Source organism: Paraburkholderia sp. J7 (assembly GCF_905220155.1).
GTDB lineage: Bacteria > Pseudomonadota > Gammaproteobacteria > Burkholderiales > Burkholderiaceae > Paraburkholderia.
Window position 1 is genome coordinate 1 of the sequence record NZ_CAJMYZ010000021.1, and the last position, 18,793, is coordinate 18,793.

At 64.4% G+C, this 18,793-nt stretch carries 15 protein-coding genes; 11 read left to right on the top strand and 4 right to left on the bottom strand.

Annotated elements, in window-relative coordinates:
- Positions 1–137 precede the first annotated feature (137 nt).
- Positions 138–935: a GntR family transcriptional regulator gene (locus tag U5A58_RS29305; protein ID WP_158760584.1), complete on the bottom strand. Its 798-nt coding sequence runs from the start codon at positions 933–935 to the stop codon at positions 138–140.
- 601 nt (positions 936–1,536) lie between these two features.
- Here U5A58_RS29305 and U5A58_RS29310 point away from each other — a divergent pair.
- From U5A58_RS29310 to acnA, 5 genes are all read left to right on the top strand, one after another.
- Positions 1,537–2,523 (top strand): malate dehydrogenase, encoded by a 987-nt coding sequence (locus U5A58_RS29310; protein WP_158760585.1) that lies wholly within the window; start codon positions 1,537–1,539, stop codon positions 2,521–2,523.
- Between the two features lie 194 nt (positions 2,524–2,717).
- Positions 2,718–3,743: an HpcH/HpaI aldolase/citrate lyase family protein gene (locus U5A58_RS29315; protein ID WP_321914326.1), complete on the top strand. Its 1,026-nt coding sequence runs from the start codon at positions 2,718–2,720 to the stop codon at positions 3,741–3,743.
- Between the two features lie 287 nt (positions 3,744–4,030).
- Positions 4,031–4,555, top strand: a complete 525-nt coding sequence (locus U5A58_RS29320; protein ID WP_321964023.1) for a hypothetical protein — start codon at positions 4,031–4,033, stop codon at positions 4,553–4,555.
- Between the two features lie 22 nt (positions 4,556–4,577).
- Entirely contained in the window at positions 4,578–6,029 is a 1,452-nt protein-coding gene (locus U5A58_RS29325; RefSeq protein ID WP_321964024.1) for a bifunctional 2-methylcitrate dehydratase/aconitate hydratase, read from the top strand.
- 76 nt (positions 6,030–6,105) lie between these two features.
- Entirely contained in the window at positions 6,106–8,823 is a 2,718-nt protein-coding gene (acnA, locus tag U5A58_RS29330) for an aconitate hydratase AcnA (RefSeq protein WP_321964025.1), read from the top strand.
- A gap of 100 nt (positions 8,824–8,923) precedes the next feature.
- Here the strand turns inward: acnA and U5A58_RS29335 are convergent, their stop codons facing one another.
- A complete protein-coding gene (locus U5A58_RS29335; RefSeq protein ID WP_321914330.1) occupies positions 8,924–9,526 on the bottom strand; it encodes a response regulator transcription factor in 603 nt (200 codons plus the stop codon).
- Positions 9,527–9,703: 177 nt separating this feature from the next.
- On the opposite strand from U5A58_RS29335, the gene U5A58_RS29340 reads away from it, so the two are divergent.
- From U5A58_RS29340 to U5A58_RS29365, 6 genes are all read left to right on the top strand, one after another.
- Positions 9,704–10,423: a TetR/AcrR family transcriptional regulator gene (locus U5A58_RS29340; protein ID WP_321964027.1), complete on the top strand. Its 720-nt coding sequence runs from the start codon at positions 9,704–9,706 to the stop codon at positions 10,421–10,423.
- The gene (locus tag U5A58_RS29345; RefSeq protein WP_321964028.1) at positions 10,420–11,370 is read left to right on the top strand and encodes an HlyD family secretion protein; all 951 of its coding nucleotides are present in this window, start codon (positions 10,420–10,422) and stop codon (positions 11,368–11,370) included. Before U5A58_RS29340 ends, U5A58_RS29345 begins: the two co-directional genes overlap by 4 nt.
- Positions 11,367–12,320, top strand: a complete 954-nt coding sequence (locus tag U5A58_RS29350; RefSeq protein ID WP_321933895.1) for an ABC transporter ATP-binding protein — start codon at positions 11,367–11,369, stop codon at positions 12,318–12,320. The genes U5A58_RS29345 and U5A58_RS29350 overlap by 4 nt, the downstream gene beginning before the upstream one ends.
- Positions 12,317–13,459, top strand: coding sequence for an ABC transporter permease (locus tag U5A58_RS29355; protein ID WP_321914334.1), 1,143 nt, complete (start codon positions 12,317–12,319; stop codon positions 13,457–13,459). Before U5A58_RS29350 ends, U5A58_RS29355 begins: the two co-directional genes overlap by 4 nt.
- 16 nt (positions 13,460–13,475) lie before the next feature.
- On the top strand, positions 13,476–14,987 hold the full coding sequence (locus U5A58_RS29360; protein WP_321964030.1) for an efflux transporter outer membrane subunit: 1,512 nt from the start codon (positions 13,476–13,478) through the stop codon (positions 14,985–14,987).
- 120 nt (positions 14,988–15,107) lie between these two features.
- Positions 15,108–16,583, top strand: a complete 1,476-nt coding sequence (locus tag U5A58_RS29365; protein ID WP_321964032.1) for an amidase — start codon at positions 15,108–15,110, stop codon at positions 16,581–16,583.
- A gap of 62 nt (positions 16,584–16,645) precedes the next feature.
- On the opposite strand, the gene U5A58_RS29370 is transcribed toward U5A58_RS29365, so the two are convergent.
- The gene (locus U5A58_RS29370) at positions 16,646–17,485 is read right to left on the bottom strand and encodes an ABC transporter permease (RefSeq protein ID WP_028202887.1); all 840 of its coding nucleotides are present in this window, start codon (positions 17,483–17,485) and stop codon (positions 16,646–16,648) included.
- A 13-nt stretch (positions 17,486–17,498) separates the two neighbouring features.
- Complete coding sequence (locus U5A58_RS29375; RefSeq protein WP_321964171.1) at positions 17,499–18,776, bottom strand: ABC transporter permease; 1,278 nt, start codon at positions 18,774–18,776, stop codon at positions 17,499–17,501.
- Positions 18,777–18,793 lie beyond the last annotated feature (17 nt).

The following is an 18,793-nucleotide window of genomic DNA, read 5'->3' on the forward strand; positions in this document are numbered from 1 at the left end:
ACTATGTGTTAACACTAATTCGCAATTTTAGCGCCTTTTCATATCGCGCTGCAGCGAAATCCACGTCGGGTACGGCGGTGGTGCGCGCAAGCAAAGGCACTCTGGGGAAGGGCTGCGCGTCTTTCGCGCGGCGCTCGTCAACTCAAATCATTCTGATAGTAGTACCCGGTTGTGACATACCATCCGCGGCGTACCTCGACCGGCCGGTCTCCATAGGTATAGGACACCCGCTCGACCGATAGCAAAGGAAAACCCGCCGGCACCTTGAGCAGATCGGCCACGGTAGGCTCGGCGGCCACGGCGCGGATCTTCTCGGTCGCGCGTATCATGCGCGTGCCGAACTCCGCCTCGAACATGGCGTAGAGCGGGCCTTTGTAGTCGGCGAGGCGCTCGCTCGTCAGGCCGCGGAACACACCGCCTGGCAACCAGATCTCGTCGAGCACGGTGCTTTCGCCATCGAACTGCAGCAGACGCCGGATCAGCACCACCGGGTCCGAGGGCTTGAGGTCGAGCTGGCGCGCAATCTCGGCCGAAGCGCGCAGGCGCCGGCACTCGAGCAGCTTGCTCACGTGCGGGTGCTCCGCGCCGTCATCGGCGAGCAACCTGAGGAAGCGAAACTGGGCGCGCTCTTCGTTGTGCGTTGCAACAAAAGTACCCTTACCCTGACGGCGCACCAGCAGATTGTCGGCAGCCAGTTCGTCGATCGCCTTGCGCACGGTCCCCTGACTCACCTTGTAACGGGCGGCCAGTTCGACTTCGCTGGGGATGATTTCACCGGGCTTCCATTCGCCGGACTCGAGGCTCTGTGTAATGAGCCCCTTGATCTGCTGGTACAGCGGACTGAAGGTCGGGGACGGGGGCACCGCGGGCGCAGACGCTGGAACCCCGCTCTCGGGAGCGGTGGAATTCGCGTTGCTGGCCGGGTTTGCACTCATGGCGCGCATTTCAACATAAAGCCCCCCACGCATCAAGCGTTTTGCCTGCAATAGTTATGTCTTATATAAGACATAAGATACTGTTGACTTTGACCCTGACGACTCCTACACTCCCGATCGAGCAAGGGTTTGCGGGCAGGCTGCATGCTAATTTCAGGACATGAAACCGGCATGACGAAGAGGAGCCGCCGGCTGCATCCACCTCGTGGCGAATGCGCCGCGAGCCGCCTTGCACGATGCTGTTCCCTCACGCAGTAAACGCAGTAGAGGTTTCATCCGCCCAGCCGGCACGCGTGAGTCATCGCGCGCCGCGCATCTGTGGGAGAGCCCGAGCGAGCTGTTGCAGGAGTCGGCACACGCGAAGCGGCCAGCGTCCGGCGCCCCTCGAAGGGCGCTCCGTTCACCTCTTGCCATGTTGCACAGGTTACCGGCACGGCGGTCCGCGCCGGCGGCGCACGCGTCACGGCTTGTCAGTCATTGTTGTTCCAGTGAAGCGCGCACGCCAGCGAGAAAGACCGCCGGTTTCACCTACGCTTCGTGTATCGCGCATATAGAATGGCGTTTTACCCTGGCGTCTAACGCATCTTCCTGGAGATTTTCAATGGCTAAGCCCGCAAAGCGCGTTGCCGTCACCGGCGCCGCAGGTCAGATCGCTTACTCCCTGCTGTTCCGCATTGCGAATGGCGACCTGCTCGGCAAGGATCAGCCCGTCATCCTGCAACTGCTTGACCTTCCGCAAGCGCAAGCCGCCGTCAAGGGCGTTGTGATGGAACTGGACGACTGCGCATTCCCGCTGCTCGCGGGCGTGGTCATCACCGACGACCCGAAGGTCGCGTTCAAGGACGCCGACGTTGCCCTGCTGGTTGGCGCACGCCCCCGCTCGAAGGGCATGGAGCGTAAGGACCTGCTCTCGGCCAACGCTGAAATCTTCACGGTTCAGGGCAAGGCGCTGAACGACGTCGCCAGCCGCGACGTGAAGGTGCTGGTCGTCGGCAACCCGGCCAACACGAACGCCTACATCGCCATGAAGTCGGCTCCGGACCTGCCGAAGAAGAACTTCACCGCCATGCTGCGTCTGGACCACAACCGCGCGCTCTCGCAACTGGCCGCCAAGTCGGGCAAGCCGGTCGCTTCGATCGAGAAGCTCGCCGTGTGGGGCAACCACTCGCCGACGATGTACCCCGACTTCCGTTTCGCCACGGTCGACGGCCAGTCGCTCAACGCGCTGATCAACGACGACGTGTGGAACCGCGACACGTTCATCCCGACGGTCGGCAAGCGCGGCGCTGCGATCATCGAAGCGCGCGGCCTGTCGTCGGCAGCGTCGGCCGCCAACGCAGCCATCGACCACGTGCGTGACTGGGTTCTCGGCACGAACGGCAAGTGGGTCACGATGGGCATCCCGTCGGACGGCTCGTACGGCATTCCCGAAGACATCATCTACGGCGTGCCCGTAACCTGCGAAAACGGCGAATACAAGCGCGTGGAAGGCCTGGAAATCGACGCGTTCTCGCGTGAAAAGATGGACGGCACGCTGAACGAGCTGCTCGAAGAGCGCGAAGGCGTGGCTCACCTGCTCGGCAAGTAAGCCAGCTGTATGAACGGAACGCGCGATTAACGCCCGTTCCGTTCTGCTTTATGGGCGCGCGGGGCTAGCTCCGCCGCCCTAAGCGGGCCCCTAGGCGGCCCCACCTACGCGGCCCGCCCGATCCGCATGCGCCTTGCTCGCAGGACGCATCCGAATCCGGTATCTCCTACAAAACTCGACTCCCGACGCCGAAGATGCGCGCCATGCTCCCAGCCGAAGTGCTGTTTGACGGCGAAGCGCCGCCTGCCATCCTGCCCGCATGCGACCACTACGCGGGCAGTGAGAAGCTGATGCTCAAATCGCTCGCGCTGCAGCAGCAGTTGGGCCCGGTATTCGACATCACGCTCGACTGCGAAGACGGCGCGCAGGTCGGCCGCGAGGCCGAACACGCCGAGCTGGTGGCGTCGTTCATCGGCGGCGAGCACGACCGCTTTGGCCGCGTTGGCGTGCGCATCCACGATTTTCATCACCCGCACTGGCGCGACGACGTGCGCATGATCCTGCGCGCCGCCAAACGTGCGCCGGCCTTCATCACGCTGCCGAAGATCCGCGCCGTGGGCGACGCCGCCGAAATGACGGCCTTCATCGAAGCCACGCGCGTCGAGATGGGCATCGACACGCCCATTCCCGTTCAATTGCTCGTCGAAACGCACGGTGCGCTCGCGCGCGTATTCGACCTCGCTGCGCTGCGCGGCGTCGAGTCGCTGAGCTTCGGCCTGATGGACTTCGTCTCCGCGCACGACGGCGCCATTCCCGACACGGCCATGCGCTCGCCCGGCCAGTTCGATCACCCGCTCGTGCGCCGCGCGAAGCTCGAAATCGCGGCCGCGTGCCACGCTTTTGGCCGCGTCCCCTCGCACAACGTGAGCACGGAAGTGCGCGACATGGAAGTAGTGGCGAACGACGCGCGCCGCGCGCGTAACGAATTCGGCTACACGCGCATGTGGAGCATTCACCCGGCGCAGATTCCCGCGATCGTGGCCGCTTTCGCGCCGCGCGACGAGGAAATCGCCCTGGCCGCCGAAATCCTGCTGGCGGCGCAGCACGCACAATGGGGTCCGACACGCCACGGCGACACGCTGCACGACCGCGCGAGCTACCGCTATTACTGGTCGGTGCTGCGCCGCGCACGCGCCACCGGCCGTGCCGTGCCGGCCGAAGCGGCACCGCTGTTCGCGTCGGGCGTCGCTACATCCGGCGAGAAGGCGCAGAAGGCGTGACGTGCGCCACGAACGGGCGCGGAAAACGTTTTCAACGTATTGCGCCAGAGCAGCAACGCGGGGCGCGCACCGCATAGCGCAGCACCGGCAGTCACGCACAGTTACAGGCAGTTACTAGCGAACCAAGGCGCAAACAACACCGGGCCTGAGAAATTGAAGTTCATGGCGATAAATAGGTGAAAATAGCGTCCGCTGCGCGCTTTCGGGGCGCGCGCAGTGCAAACGGCGGTTGCCTGTTCAACCGCGCACTGATCAACCGCATTTAGATAGATAAAGGTTTGACACTCATGAAGAAACTGCTGATCGCCGCTGTCATCGGCACACTGTCCTCGACGCTGATGCTGGCCGCCACCGACGCCGCCGCACAAGGCACGTCGTCGACCACGACTGCCAAGAAGCCGGCCCCGAAGCATCGCATCATCAAGCGCAAGGCCAATCCGGCCAAGGAAGCGAAGGTCGATCCGGTCCCGGAAGGCTCGGAGCACTGGAGCTGCGCTGAAGGCGCGCAATTCGACCTGAAGGGCGACATGGCGCGTGACCAGATCGTCACCGTTCACTGGGCGAACAAGAACTACAACCTGCCGCGCCAGACCACGACCACGGGTGCCGACCGCTTCCACGACGCCGCCACCGGCCTCGACCTCGTCGTGATCCCGACGAAGGCCATGCTGTTCTCGGACAAGGACAGCTCGCGCCTCGCCGACGAGTGCAAGACCGTTGCCATGCAGCAAGGCGCCATGGCGCCGACGCAGGCCAACGCGCTGAACCCGGCCAACCGCGCCGCACCGGCTAGCGGCGCAGCAGGCCAGTAAGCCTCGGCCAGGGACCGCCTCGATGTCCGCCCTGATCTCCAACGTCAGGCCGCATCCGGACCAGGTACTGGTCGATATCGTCGACTATGTGCTGAATTTCCGGGTAGACAGCGCGCTCGCGCTGACAACGGCCCGGCATTGCCTGATCGACACCCTCGGCTGCGGACTCGAGGCGCTCTCCTACCCTGCCTGCACCAAGCTGCTGGGACCGATCGTGCCGGGCACGATCGTCCCTCACGGCGCGAAGGTGCCAGGCACGTCATTCCAGCTCGACCCGGTTCAGGCCGCGTTCAACATTGGCGCGATGATCCGCTGGCTCGACTTCAACGACACGTGGCTCGCCGCCGAATGGGGCCATCCGTCGGACAACCTGGGCGGCATTCTCGCGACCGCCGACTGGCTCTCGCGCACCGCCATCGCTCAGGGCAAATCGCCGCTCACCATGCGGCACGTGCTCGAAGGCATGGTGAAGGCGCACGAGATCCAGGGCTGCATTGCGCTGGAGAACTCGTTCAACAAGGTCGGTCTCGACCATGTGCTGCTCGTGAAGCTCGCCTCGACCGCCGTGGTCGGCCACCTGCTCGGGCTCACGCGCGACGAGCTGATCAACGCCGTCACGCTCGCGATGGTCGACGGCCAGTCGCTGCGCACCTACCGCCATGCGCCCAATACGGGCTCGCGCAAGTCGTGGGCCGCCGGCGACGCCACCTCGCGCGCGGTGCGTCTCGCGCTCATGGCGAAAACGGGCGAGATGGGCTATCCCTCGGCGCTCACGGCGAAAACGTGGGGCTTCTACGACGTCTCGTTCAAGGGACAGCCGTTCAGCTTCCAGCGCCCCTACGGCACGTACGTGATGGAAAACGTGCTGTTCAAGATTTCGTTCCCCGCTGAATTCCACGCGCAGACCGCAGCCGAAGCTGCGATGACGCTGCACGGCGTGCTCGCGCAACGCGGCAAGACGGTTGCGGACATCGAGCGCATCACCATCCGCACGCATGAAGCGGCGATCCGCATCATCGACAAACGCGGCCCGCTTGCCAACCCGGCCGACCGCGACCACTGTATCCAGTACATGGTCGCCGTGCCGCTGATCTTCGGGCGTCTCACCGCCGCCGACTATGAAGACGAAGTCGCGAGCGACCCGCGCGTCGACGCCCTGCGCGCGAAAACGGTATGCGTGGAAGACCCGCAATTCACGAAGGATTATCACGATCCGGACAAGCGTTCGATCGCAAATGCGCTCACCATAGCGCTAAGCGACGGCACGACGCTCGACGAGGTCGTCGTGGAGTACCCGATCGGCCACAAGCGGCGCCGCGAAGCAGGCATCCCGCTATTGATCGAGAAGTTTCGAATCAACCTCGCGCGCCGCTTCCCCGCGAAGCAGCAGCAGGCGATTCTCGATGTCTCGCTCGACGAAGCACGGCTGTGCGCCCTGCCCGTCAACGAGTACGTCGACATGTATGTGATCTGAGCAATCAGGCAGGTATCCGTGACAGCAGCAAATGAGCAGTAAGCGTTATTTCCGCGATTAAACGAAGGAAAACACTATGGCCCACAATCTCCACAAAACGCTAAAAGATTTCGACAGCGGTTCCGGTAAAGGCAAGTTCTACTCGCTGCCGCAGCTCGGCAAGCAGCTTGGCGTGAAGATCAATCGCCTGCCGGTCTCGATCCGTCTGGTGCTCGAGTCTGTGCTGCGTAACTACGACGGCAAGAAGATCGCGGAAGAGCACATCGAGCAACTCGCGAACTGGAAGCCGAACGCCACGCGCGTCGACGAAATCCCGTTTGTCGTCGCCCGCGTCGTGCTGCAGGACTTCACCGGCGTGCCGCTGCTCGCCGACATCGCCGCCATGCGCGGCGTGGCCAAGCAGGTCGGCCGCGACCCGAAGGTCATCGAGCCGCTCGTGCCGGTGGACCTCGTCGTCGACCACTCGGTGCAGATCGACTACTTCCGCCAGAAGGACGCGCTCGACCTGAACATGAAGCTGGAATTCCAGCGCAACAACGAGCGTTACCAGTTCATGAAGTGGGGCATGCAGGCGTTCGACACGTTCAAGGTCGTGCCGCCGGGCATCGGCATCGTCCACCAGGTCAACCTCGAATATCTCGCGCGCGGCGTGCACAAGAAGGCTGAAGGCGGCGATACCGTCTACTACCCGGACACGCTCGTCGGCACCGACAGCCACACCACGATGATCAACGGCATCGGCGTGGTCGGCTGGGGCGTGGGCGGCATCGAAGCCGAAGCCGGCATGCTCGGCCAGCCGGTGTACTTCCTCACGCCGGACGTCGTGGGCGTCGAGCTGAAGGGCAAGCTGCGCGAAGGCTGCACGGCAACCGACCTCGTGCTGACCATCACCGAAATGCTCCGCAAGGAAAAGGTCGTCGGCAAGTTCGTCGAGTTCTTCGGCGAAGGCACGGCCTCGATCGGCGTGCCCGACCGCGCGACCATCGGCAACATGGCGCCGGAATACGGCGCAACGATGGGCTTCTTCCCGGTCGACGAAAAGACGATCGACTACTTCAAGGGCACGGGCCGAACGGAAGCCGAGATCTCGGCATTCGAGAACTACTTCAAGGCCCAGGACCTCTTCGGTGTGCCGAAGGCCGGCGACATCGACTACACGAAGACGCTCGTGCTCGACCTCGGCACGGTCGCGCCTTCGCTGGCCGGACCGAAGCGCCCGCAAGACCGCATCGAAATCGGCCACGTGAAGTCGACCTTCACCGACCTGTTCTCGAAGCCGGTCGCCGAAAACGGCTTCAACAAGAAGGCCGCCGACCTCTCCGCCGAATACGCGGCGGGCGAGAAGGTCAAGCTGCACAACGGCGACGTGCTGATCGCCGCGATCACGTCGTGCACGAACACGTCGAACCCGAGCGTGCTGCTGGCCGCCGGTCTGCTCGCGAAGAAGGCCGTGGAAGCGGGCCTGACGGTCGCGCCGCACATCAAGACGTCGCTCGCGCCGGGATCGCGCATCGTCACGGAATACCTGACGAAGACGGGCCTGCTGCCCTACCTCTCGAAGCTCGGCTTCGAACTCGCGGCCTACGGCTGCACGACCTGTATCGGTAACGCCGGCGACCTGACGCCCGAGCTGAACGAGTCGATCGTCAAGAACGACGTCGTCGCGGCCGCGGTGCTCTCGGGCAACCGCAACTTCGAAGCGCGTATCCACCCGAACATCCGCGCGAACTTCCTGGCCTCGCCGCCGCTCGTCGTCGCTTACGCGATTGCCGGCAACATCACGCGCGACCTGATGACGGAGCCGGTTGGCAAGGGCAAGGGCGGCCGCGACATCTATCTCGGCGACATCTGGCCGACGAGCGACGAAGTCAACGCGCTGCTCAAGTTCGCGCTCGACCCGGAAGCGTTCCAGAAGAACTACAGCCAGCTCACGAAGAAGGGCGACCTGTGGAGCAAGATCGAAGGCGAAGAAGGCCAGGTTTACGACTGGCCGAAGTCGACCTACATCGCCGAGCCGCCGTTCTTCGGCAGCGATTTTTCGATGACGCCGTCGTCGGAAGTGCCCGAGATCAAGGGCGCGCGCGCACTGGGCATTTTCGGTGACTCGGTCACGACCGACCACATCAGCCCGGCTGGCTCGATCAAGGAAGATTCGCCCGCAGGCAAGTGGCTGAAGGAAAACGGCGTGCAGAAGGCCGACTTCAACAGCTACGGCTCGCGCCGCGGCAACCACGACGTGATGATGCGCGGCACCTTCGCCAACGTGCGTATCAAGAACCTGATGATCCCGGCAAAGGCCGACGGCACGCGCGTGGAAGGCGGCCTGACGATTCACCAGCCGAGCGGCGAACAGCTGTCGATTTACGACGCCGCCATGAAGTACATCGACGCCGGCACGCCGACCATGGTGTTCGCAGGCGAAGAGTACGGCACGGGTTCGTCGCGTGACTGGGCAGCCAAGGGCACGCAGCTGCTCGGTGTGAAGGCCGTGGTTGCACGCAGCTTCGAGCGTATTCACCGCTCGAACCTGGTCGGCATGGGCGTTCTGCCGCTGCAGTTCAAGGGCGCGGACAGCGTGCAATCGCTCGGCCTGACGGGCGACGAGACGTTCGACATCGAAGGCCTGACGGACGACTTCAAGCCGCAACAGGACCTGACGCTCGTGATCCACCACAAGGACGGCAAGGATCAGCGCGTGCAGGTGCTGCTGCGTATCGACACGCCGATCGAAGTCGACTACTACAAGCACGGTGGTATTCTGCCGTTCGTGCTGCGCTCGCTGCTCGCGGCGTAAGCAAGCCGTTTTTTGCAGGTGCCGCGCCCGGCAACGGGTGCGGTCACACTTGGAGCCCGACGCAAGTCGGGCTTTTTTTTCGACCGCGCTTCCGGTTCAGCTATTCGATCAGCTTGTTCAACGTCGCAAACTCGATCAGCGCGGCGAGCGACGACACGCCGAGCTTGTCCAGCACACGGGTCTTATACGTGCTGACGGTTTTATCTGAAAGCCCGAGCCGCCCCGCAATGCCCTTGTTGCTCATGCCGCGCGCAAGGTATTGCAACACTTCGACTTCGCGTGGCGACAGCCCGTTGAGCGCCACGTCGCGGCCGCCGCCGCAACTGCCCGCCGGGAAGCAGTCGTAGCCGAGCAGCACCGCCTTGACCACACCGCACAGCTCCTCGACGCCGCGATTCTTGTTGACATAGCCGTTCGCACCCGCCACGCGCGTGTGATTGGCCATGACCAACTCGGGCTTCGCAGAGAGCACGAGAATGCGCGCGCCGGGCTGCTTCGCGCGAATGCCGCGGATGACGGAAAGGCCGTCGAGCTTCGGCAATTCGAGGTCGAGGATCACCAGATCGGGATGCAATTCCTGCACGAGGCGCAGGCCCTCTTCGCCGTCGCTGCACTCTCCGACCAGTTCGTACTCCGTATTCAGCACGTTGGCGAGCATCTTCAGCACGATGGGATGGTCGTCGATGACAACGATGCGTTTCATTTTTTGTTCCATGGCGGAGTTATTTATTTAAGCCTTCAGCGGGAATCTCACAGCCTGAACGACGCGCCATTGTTTTTGTATAGGAAAGTTCTGAAACGGCTCATGAGGCGCCGCCGCAGGGTTAACCCACTGCGCGCGGAGTTTGAATTTAACTAACGCGTGAATTAAAGTAAGACGATGATCACGCGCTCCCGCACCGCCGCCGCTGTGGCGCCCCGCCCGCGCGGCCGGCGCCGCGCCGCCGCCGACCTCGACATGCGCGAGCGGCTGCTCGCCAGCGCCACGCAACTGTTCGGCGAACAGGGCATTGCAGCCACCACCATGGCGCAGATCGCCGAGGCCGCGGGCGTGACGTCCGCCATGGTTCACTACTACTTCACGAACCGCGAAAAGCTGCTCGACGCCGTGGTCGACGAGCGCATTGCGCGCTCGATTGCGTTCGTGTGGGAGAGTGTGGAGGGCGACGTTGCGCAAGACCCTCACGCGCTCGTGGAGGAACTGGTCGCGCGGCTCTTCGAAGTCACCTCGCGCATGCCCTGGCTGCCGCCGCTCTGGCTGCGCGAAATCGTCAACGAAGGTGGCTTGCTGCGCGAGCGCATGCTCAAGCGGCTACCCATTGAGCATTTACAGCGCTTTGCCGCGCGCATGGGCGAGGCGCAGCGCAACGGCAGCGTGAATGCCGAACTCGAAGCACCGCTGCTCTTCATCTCGATTCTTGCGCTCGTCATGCTGCCGCTCGCGACTTCGAAGATCTGGCAAAGCACGCGCGGCTTTCCGAAAATCGAGCGCGAGGCACTGCATCGGCACGTGAGCGCGCTGTTGAGCGCGGCCTTGCGCCCGGCGCCGCAGGACAAGCGCGGGCGCCGCGCGGCGCCCCGCAAGGAGAACGCGTCATGAAGCGTGGCATGGCCTGCCTGTGCGCCGTGGCGTTCGTGCTCGCCGCTTGCTCCCGGCATGAACCGTCCGGCTGGCAGGGCTACGCAGAGGGCGAGTATGTCTACCTCGCGTCGTCGCAGTCGGGCACGCTCACGCACCTCGAAGTACAACGCGGACAAACCGTGGCCGCCAATGCACCCGCCTTCGCGCTCGACTCCGTCGAGGAAGCGGCCGCGCGCGACGAGGCGCAGCATCGGCTCACGGCCGCGCAGCAGCAACTCGCCGATCTCCAGACCGGCAAGCGCCCGCCCGAAGTGCGCGTGACCGAGGCGCAGCTCGCGCAGGCCGAGGCGAACGCGCACAAGGCCGCGCTACAGCTCACGCGCGACGAGACGCAACTGCGCGCAGGCGGCATTGCACAGGCACAACTCGACGACTCGCGCGCGCAGGCGGCCTCCACAGCTGCCCAGGTGCGCGAGCTGCAAAACCAGGTGCGCGTGGCGAATCTGCCGGGGCGTACCGCGCAAATCGCCGCCCAGGCCGCCGACGTCGAGGCCGCGCGCGCCTCGCTCGCGCAGGCACAGTGGCGGCTCGACCAGAAGCGCGTGAGCGTGCCGAGCGGCGGCCTCGTCTACGACACGCTATTTCGTGTGGGCGAGTGGGTGCAGGCGGGCAACCCTGTCGTGCAGATGTTGCCGCCGCAGAACGTGAAGGTGCGCTTCTTCGTACCGGAGACGATCGTTGGCTCGCTCGCGCCAGGCCGCAAAGTCAACGTGCGTTGCGACGGTTGCGCCGCCGACGTCCCCGCCACCATCACCTGGATTTCGAACGCCGCCGAATATACGCCGCCTGTCATTTACAGCAACGAAAATCGCGCGAAGCTCGTTTTCATGATCGAGGCTCGGCCTGCCGCACAAGACGCCGTCAAGCTGCATCCGGGCCAACCGGTCGAGGTGACGCTGCAATGAGCACACCTGATCAATCTGCAGGCGACTACGCCATCGACGTGCGCAATCTCAACAAGCGTTTCGGCAGCAAGCATGTTGTGAACGACGTGTCGCTGCGCGTGGCGCGCGGCGAGATCTTCGGCTTTCTCGGCCCCAACGGCAGCGGCAAGACTACGTCGATCCGGCTCATGTGCGGTCTGCTCACGCCCGATTCCGGCTCGGGCACGTGTCTTGGCTACGACATCCTGCGCGAGAGCGCGCAGATCAAGCGTCACGTAGGCTACATGACGCAGCGCTTCTCGTACTGGGAAGACCTGACGATTCGCGAGAACCTCGACTTCGTCGCGCGCATCTATCAGATGCCGAATCGCCGCGAAGCTGTCGATCGCGCGCTAGAATCGCTCGGGCTCGCAAGCCGCGCGAGCCAGCTCACCGGCGCGCTCTCGGGCGGCTGGAAACAGCGTCTCGCGCTCGCGGCCTGCATGCTGCACGAGCCCGAACTGCTGCTGCTCGACGAACCGACTGCGGGCGTCGATCCTACCGCGCGCCGCGACTTCTGGGAGGAGTTGCACCGGCTTGCCGCGCAGGGCATTTCGGTCCTCGTGAGCACGCATTACATGGACGAAGCCGAGCGCTGCCACAAGCTCGCTTATATCGCCTACGGCAAGCTGCTCACGCAGGGCACCGCCGCCGAGGTGATCGCCGAACAGAACCTCGAAACGTGGGCGATTCATGGCGAGCGCCTGACCGCGCTGGCGGCGCAGTTACGCAACGCACCGGGAATCGACCAGACAGTGGTGTTCGGCTCCGCGCTGCATGCGAGCGGACGCGATCATGCCGCGCTCGCTACAGCGGTCGCGCACGCGGTGGAGGGCCAGCCGTTGCGCGCCGAACGCATCGACACCGGTCTCGAAGATGTCTTCATCTATCTGATGAGCCATGCCCAGGACAACTACGGAGTGACGTCGTGAGCGCGTCGTTTCCGTTTTCCGTGGCGCGCTGGTGGAGCATCGTGCTCAAGGAGTTCTTGCAGCTCAAGCGCGACCGGATCACGTTCGCGATGATCGTCGGCCTGCCGATCATCCAGCTCACGCTGTTTGGCTACGCGATCAACACCGACCCCAAGCATCTGCCCACCGCCATTGTCGTGGGCGAGGACAGCGTGTTCGCGCGCAGCTTCGTCGCGGGCATGCGCAATTCCGCCTATTTCGACGTGGTCGAAACGCTGCCCGACGAAGCCTCGGCGCGCCGCGCGCTCGCGCGCGGCACGGTGCAGTTCGTGCTAAGCATTCCTGTCGATTTCTCGCGGCGCCTGCTACGCGGCGAAAGACCCTCGCTGCTCGTCGAAGCCGATGCGAGCGATCCCACCGCCATTACCACTGCGCTCGCCGCATTGCCGGGCCTTGTTGGACCCGTGGCCGCGAAAGACCTCACCGGCCCGCTCGCGCACCTGAACGGCACGCCTGCCGCGTTCGACGTGCAGGTGCACCGGCTCTATAACCCCGAGGGCATTACGCAATACAACGTGGTGCCAGGCCTCATGGGCGTGATCCTCACGATGACGATGGTGATGATGACGGGCCTCGCCATTACGCGCGAACGCGAGCGCGGCACGATGGAGAATCTGCTCGCCACGCCCGTGCTGCCTATCGAGGTGATGACGGGCAAGATCATTCCGTATGTGGCGATTGGACTGATCCAGGCGACCATCATCGTGCTCGCCGCGCGCTACGTGTTTCATGTGCCGTTCGCGGGCGGTCTCGTCACGCTCTATCTTTCGGCGCTGCTCTTCATCGCCGCGAACCTCACGGTGGGCATCACGCTCTCGTCGCTCGCGCAAAACCAGTTGCAGGCCATGCAGCTGACAATGTTCTATTTCCTGCCAAGCCTGCTGCTCTCCGGCTTCATGTTCCCGTTCGGCGGCATGCCGCGCTGGGCGCAGTGGCTCGGCAACCTGCTGCCGCTCACGTATTTCAACCGGCTCGTGCGCGGCATCCTGCTCAAGGGAAACGGCTGGACCGACCTGTGGCCGGCGGTCTGGCCGCTCGCTATATTCACGGTCGCGGTCATGGCGATCGCCGTGCGCTTTTACCGGCGCACGCTCGATTAGCGCGAGGCCCATCATCATGACGCGCGACGCCGCCTTTGCCTGCCTGCTTGTGCTCACGCTCTCGGGCTGCACCGTGGGCCCCGATTTCCATACGCCAGCCGCTCCCGACGCCACGGGCTGGACGCGTCAGCCCGTGCCCGCGACAACCGCTAGTGCAACAGGACCCGGCGGCGGTGCGCAGACCTTCGCCACGGCGGAACACGCGCCGAACGCGTGGTGGACGCAATTCGGCAGCGCGCAGTTGAACGCACTCGTGGATCAGGCCTTGCGCGCGAGCCCTACGCTCGACTCGGCGCGCGCGAAGCTCGTCGAGGCGCGCGAAAACTACAACGCGCAAGCAGGCGCGGCAAACTTTCCCTCCGTTGATCTGAAGCTTTCCGGCACGCGCCAGAAGGTCGATCTCGCCGCGTTCGGCATTACACAAGTGCCGAATCCACCGCCGTTTACGCTTTACAGCGCATCGGTGAGCGTTTCGTACGTATTCGACGTGTTCGGCGCCAACCGTCGTGCGCTCGAAGCCGCACTCGCCCAGGTCGATTATCAGGCATACGAAATGGAGGCTGCGCGACTCTCGGTGGCCGGCAACGTGGTTGCTACGTCCATACGCCGCGCGTCGCTCCAACGCCAGATCGACCTCACAACGCAACTCGCGCAGGCACAGGCACGCCAACTCGCGATCATGCAAGCGCGCTACACGGCCGGCGGCATAGCGGAGATCGACGTGCGAAGCCAGCGCACGCTGCTCGCGCAAACGCGCGCCTCGCTGCCGCCGCTCGAAACACAGCGCGATGCCGCAGAGCATCAGCTCGCAACCCTGCTGGGCGTTGCGCCTTCGCAGTTCGCCGCGCCGCTCGACGCACTGGCTCTCGATACCCTGCATCTGCCCGACACGGTCTCGCTCACCGTGCCTTCCACGCTGGCGCGCGAGCGTCCCGACATACGCGCCGCCGAAGCGCTGCTGCACCAGGCGGGCGCGAACGTCGGCGTGGCCACCGCCAATCTCTTCCCACAGATCTCGCTCTCCGCGGGCATAGGATCGGAGCGCACGCACATCGAGGACGTCGTCAACGGACTCAATATCTGGAACCTCGGTCTCGGCCTCACACAGCCGCTGTTCCATGGCGGCGAATTGCGCGCGAAGAAGCGCGCGTCAGAAGCGGCGTATGAAGCCGCCTTCGCCGACTATCGCCAGACCGTTCTGCAAGCATTGCAGCAGGTCGCCGACTCACTGCAGGCGCTCCAGAACGATGCGACCGAACTGCAGGCGCGCGACGACGCCGCCCGCGAAGCCCAGGCCAACGCGGCGATCACACACACTCGCTACAGCGCAGGCGACGTGAGCGAGTTTTCGCTGATCGATGCACAACGCCAGGCACTCCAGACGATGCTCGACCGCACACGCGTTCATGCGGACCGGCTAACGGACACAGCAGCGCTCTATCAAGCCCTCGGTGGCGCCCCACTTCCTCTTATGGAGCCTGCTACAGCGGGCAACGACACATCGGCACCCATTGCACCCGTACGATAGCCTGGCCGCCCCACGCGGCAACCATCTGCCCATAACGGCAACCATTCGTTTCCTTTCGCTTGCGCCGTGCCTGCGCGACAATGACTCTCCCCTTGTTCCATCCGCAAACGAGAGATACGTATGAACCAGGCACAGCCGTCCCCCGCACAACTGTCCCCCAACGATCTCGTCGCGGCCGACGCGCTCCAGCTTTCGGAATGGATACGGCTTCGCAAGGTGTCCTGCCGCGAAGTGATGACCGCGTTTCTCGACCATATCGAGCGCGTGAATACGCCGGCCAACGCCATCGTCTCGCTGCGCGAGCGCGCCACGCTGCTCGCCGAGGCCGGCGAACGCGACGCGCAGCTCGCGCGAGGCGAGTACCTTGGCTGGATGCACGGCATGCCGCAAGCGCCGAAGGATCTCACGGCCACGGCCGGCATTCCCTACACGCAGGGCTCGCCGCTGTTCCGCAACGAAGTGCCCGCAGCCGATTCCCTGATGGCCGCGCGCATGCGCGCGCAGGGTGCGATCTTCATCGGCAAGACGAACACGCCGGAATTCGGCCTCGGCTCGAATACCTACAACACGGTCTTCGGCGCCACGCTCAATGCTTACGACCCCACGCGCAGCGCGGGCGGCAGCAGCGGCGGCACGGCCGTGGCGCTCGCGCTGCGCATGCTGCCCGTGGCGGACGGCAGCGACATGATGGGGTCGCTGCGCAATCCCGCCGCCTGGAACAACGTGTTCGGGTTCCGTCCGTCGCAAGGGCGCGTGCCTTCCGTGCCCGCCCACGAACTGTTCTTCCACCAGCTCGGCTATGCGGGGCCGATGGCCCGCAACGTGCCCGACCTCGCAATGCTGCTCTCCACCCAGGCGGGCTACGATGCACGCGCACCGCTTTCCATTGCCGAAGATCCCGCGCAGTTCGCGGGCTCGCTCGAACGCGACTTTGGTTGCGCGCGCATCGGTTGGCTAGGCGATTACGACGGCTATCTGCCGATGGAAGACGGCGTGCTCGCACTGTGCGAAACGGCGCTCAAGGACTTCGAATCGATCGGTTGCAAGGTCGAGGCCGCGCGCCCCGACTTCGCCATGGAGCGCCTATGGCAAACCTGGCTCACGCTGCGCCACTTCTCGTGCGCGGGCACGTTGGGCGCGCTCTATCGCGCCCCGGAAAAGCGCACGCAACTCAAACCGGAAGCGCAATGGGAAGTGGAAGGCGGCCTGAAGCTCTCGGGCGAAGACGTGTGGAACGCCACGGTCAGGCGCAGCCAGTGGTACAACGCGCTGCTCGCCCTCTTCGAGCATTACGACTACCTCGTGCTGCCAAGCGCTCAAGTCTTCCCGTTCGAAGCAAGCGAGCATTGGCCGAAGTCGATCGCGGGCCGCACAATGGACACCTATCACCGCTGGATGGAAGTCGTGATTGGCGGCAGCCTTGCCGGACTGCCCGTGATCAGCGTGCCTGCGGGCTTCAATGCGCAAGGCCTGCCGATGGGGCTGCAGGTGATCGGCAAGCCGCAGGCGGATCTTTCGGTGCTGCAACTCGCCCATGCGTACGATCGGGCCACGCAGTGGGTCAAGCGGCGCGTGCCGGCGCTGCTTCAGGCGTAACGCGCGGAAACTAAAAAGGCAGCGCCGCGGCGCTGCCTTTTTTCCGTCAACCTCTCACACGATCAAGCCTTCACCGCGCGCGCCGCATTCCTGCCGCGCAACCATTCGAGCGCGAGCAGCAGACACGTGGAAAACACGATCAGGATCGTTGCGAGCGCAGCGATCGTCGGGCTGATGTTCTCGCGAATACCCGTGAACATCTGGCGCGGCAAGGTGGTCTGGTCGGCGCCCGCGAGGAACAGCGTCACGACCACCTCATCGAACGACGTCGCGAACGCAAAGAGAGCGCCCGAAATCACACCCGGCGCGATCACGGGCAGCGTGATGCGGAAGAACGTCGTGACCGGATTGGCCCCGAGCGAAAGGCTCGCACGCACGAGATTGTGATTGAAGCCTTGCAGCGTGGCCGCGACAGTCGTCACGACGAACGGCACGCCCAACGACGCATGCGCGAGGATCAGCCCGAGATACGTATTGGCGAGGCCGAGCGGCGCGAAGAACAGGTACATGCCCACACCCACCACCACTACGGGCACGATCATCGGCGAAATGAGCACAGCCATGAGCAGCGCCTTGCCGCGGAAATCGGCCTTCGTGATACCGATGGCCGCGAGCGTGCCGAGCACGGTTGCAACGAACGTTGCCGCCGGGCCCACGATGAAGCTGTTCTTCGCGGCCATGCGCCATTCGTCGGACATCACGAGGTTTTCGTACCAGCGCAGCGACCAGCCCGGAATCGGATAGACCAGGAACGTGCTCGACGAAAACGACAGCGGCACGATGGCGAGCACCGGCAGGATCAAATACAGCAACGTGAGCACGACGAGCGCGCGCAACGCGAAGTACCACACGCGTTCGACGGCGGACGTATGCGGCGCAAAAAGCGGTTTGGCGAATTTCATGATTGCGCCTTCCTCAGCCAAGGCTCAGTTGCGTGCGCGTGAAGCGCGCGTAGACGAAATAGAGCACCGTGGTCGCCGCGAGCAGCAGCGCACCGAGCGCGCAGGCCATGCCCCAGTTGATCGACACGTTGGTGAAGTACGCCACGTAATAGCTGACCATCTGGTCGCCCGGGCCGCCGAGCAGCGCCGGCGTGATGTAGTAGCCAATCGAGAGAATGAACACGAGCAGCACGCCCGCGCCCACACCCGGATAGGTCTGCGGCACATACACGCGCCAGAAGGCCGCGAACGGATGGCTGCCGAGCGACACCGCCGCACGCTGGTACGTGGGCGGAATCGACTTCATCACGCTGTAGAGCGGCAGCACCATGAACGGCAGCAGGATGTGCGTCATCGAAATATAGACGCCCACACGGTTGAACAGCAGCGTCAATGGCTGCGAGATCAGGCCCGTGCCCAGCAGCGCCTTGTTGACGAGACCCTCGCCCTGGAGAATCACGATCCACGCGGCCACGCGCACGAGAATCGATGTCCAGAACGGAATCAGCACGAGGATCATCACGAGATTCGCGCGGCGCTCGGAGAGCGTCGAGATCCAGTAGGCGAGCGGGTAGCCGAGCAGCAGCGCGAACAGCGTCACGAACACGCTGATGACGAAGGTGCGGGCGAATACGTCGAGATAGATCTGCTGATCGGGGTCGGCGGGCACGATGTTGCCGAATGCGTCCTGCCGGTGATCGAGCGAGGCGAGCAGATAGAACGGTGAGTAACGCGAACTATTCTTCGCGATGGCCTGCCAATACGCGACGTCGTTCCAGCGGTCGTCGAGTTCGACGATTTTGGCGCGCGTTTGCGCGGGGGTGAGCGTGAGCGGTTTGCCGTTGTCGTCGGCAAGCGGCATGGCGCGCGCGGTCTTCGCGACCAGCGAGCGGAAGCCCGCGATTTCGACGTTCAGGCGGCGTGCCAGCGCGCCCATCGCGTCGCCGTCCTTTACGACAATCAGGTCTTGCGCAAGCGCCGCGTAGGCCGCGTCGGGCGGCGCGCTCTTGCGGTCCCAGTCGCGCAGCGCCGTGATGGTATGCGGCAGCGCCGTCGCCACTTCGGGATTCTGCACCGCGCGTGTGAGGAGCGCGGCGATCGGCACCACGAAAATCAGCAGCAAAAAGATCGCGAGCGGCGCGATCAGCATGAGCGCCATCGTGCGCTTCTTCGCTTGCGCCACGCGCAGTTCGCGCTTCAGGCGCGCGGTTTCTTCGCGTGCCGCGCCGGTAACGTTGGTCACGGTCGTCATTGTGGTCACTTACTGTC

What these genes read in the sequence shown, in the direction of transcription:
- U5A58_RS29305 (WP_158760584.1), bottom strand. Translation starts at nt 935, where the DNA reads ATGAGTGCAAACCCGGCCAGCAACGCGAATTCCACCGCTCCCGAGAGC.
- U5A58_RS29310 (WP_158760585.1), top strand. Translation starts at nt 1,537, where the DNA reads ATGGCTAAGCCCGCAAAGCGCGTTGCCGTCACCGGCGCCGCAGGTCAG.
- U5A58_RS29315 (WP_321914326.1), top strand. Translation starts at nt 2,718, where the DNA reads ATGCGCGCCATGCTCCCAGCCGAAGTGCTGTTTGACGGCGAAGCGCCG.
- U5A58_RS29320 (WP_321964023.1), top strand. Translation starts at nt 4,031, where the DNA reads ATGAAGAAACTGCTGATCGCCGCTGTCATCGGCACACTGTCCTCGACG.
- U5A58_RS29325 (WP_321964024.1), top strand. Translation starts at nt 4,578, where the DNA reads ATGTCCGCCCTGATCTCCAACGTCAGGCCGCATCCGGACCAGGTACTG.
- acnA (WP_321964025.1), top strand. Translation starts at nt 6,106, where the DNA reads ATGGCCCACAATCTCCACAAAACGCTAAAAGATTTCGACAGCGGTTCC.
- U5A58_RS29335 (WP_321914330.1), bottom strand. Translation starts at nt 9,526, where the DNA reads ATGAAACGCATCGTTGTCATCGACGACCATCCCATCGTGCTGAAGATG.
- U5A58_RS29340 (WP_321964027.1), top strand. Translation starts at nt 9,704, where the DNA reads ATGATCACGCGCTCCCGCACCGCCGCCGCTGTGGCGCCCCGCCCGCGC.
- U5A58_RS29345 (WP_321964028.1), top strand. Translation starts at nt 10,420, where the DNA reads ATGAAGCGTGGCATGGCCTGCCTGTGCGCCGTGGCGTTCGTGCTCGCC.
- U5A58_RS29350 (WP_321933895.1), top strand. Translation starts at nt 11,367, where the DNA reads ATGAGCACACCTGATCAATCTGCAGGCGACTACGCCATCGACGTGCGC.
- U5A58_RS29360 (WP_321964030.1), top strand. Translation starts at nt 13,476, where the DNA reads ATGACGCGCGACGCCGCCTTTGCCTGCCTGCTTGTGCTCACGCTCTCG.
- U5A58_RS29365 (WP_321964032.1), top strand. Translation starts at nt 15,108, where the DNA reads ATGAACCAGGCACAGCCGTCCCCCGCACAACTGTCCCCCAACGATCTC.
- U5A58_RS29370 (WP_028202887.1), bottom strand. Translation starts at nt 17,485, where the DNA reads ATGAAATTCGCCAAACCGCTTTTTGCGCCGCATACGTCCGCCGTCGAA.
- U5A58_RS29375 (WP_321964171.1), bottom strand. Translation starts at nt 18,776, where the DNA reads ATGACGACCGTGACCAACGTTACCGGCGCGGCACGCGAAGAAACCGCG.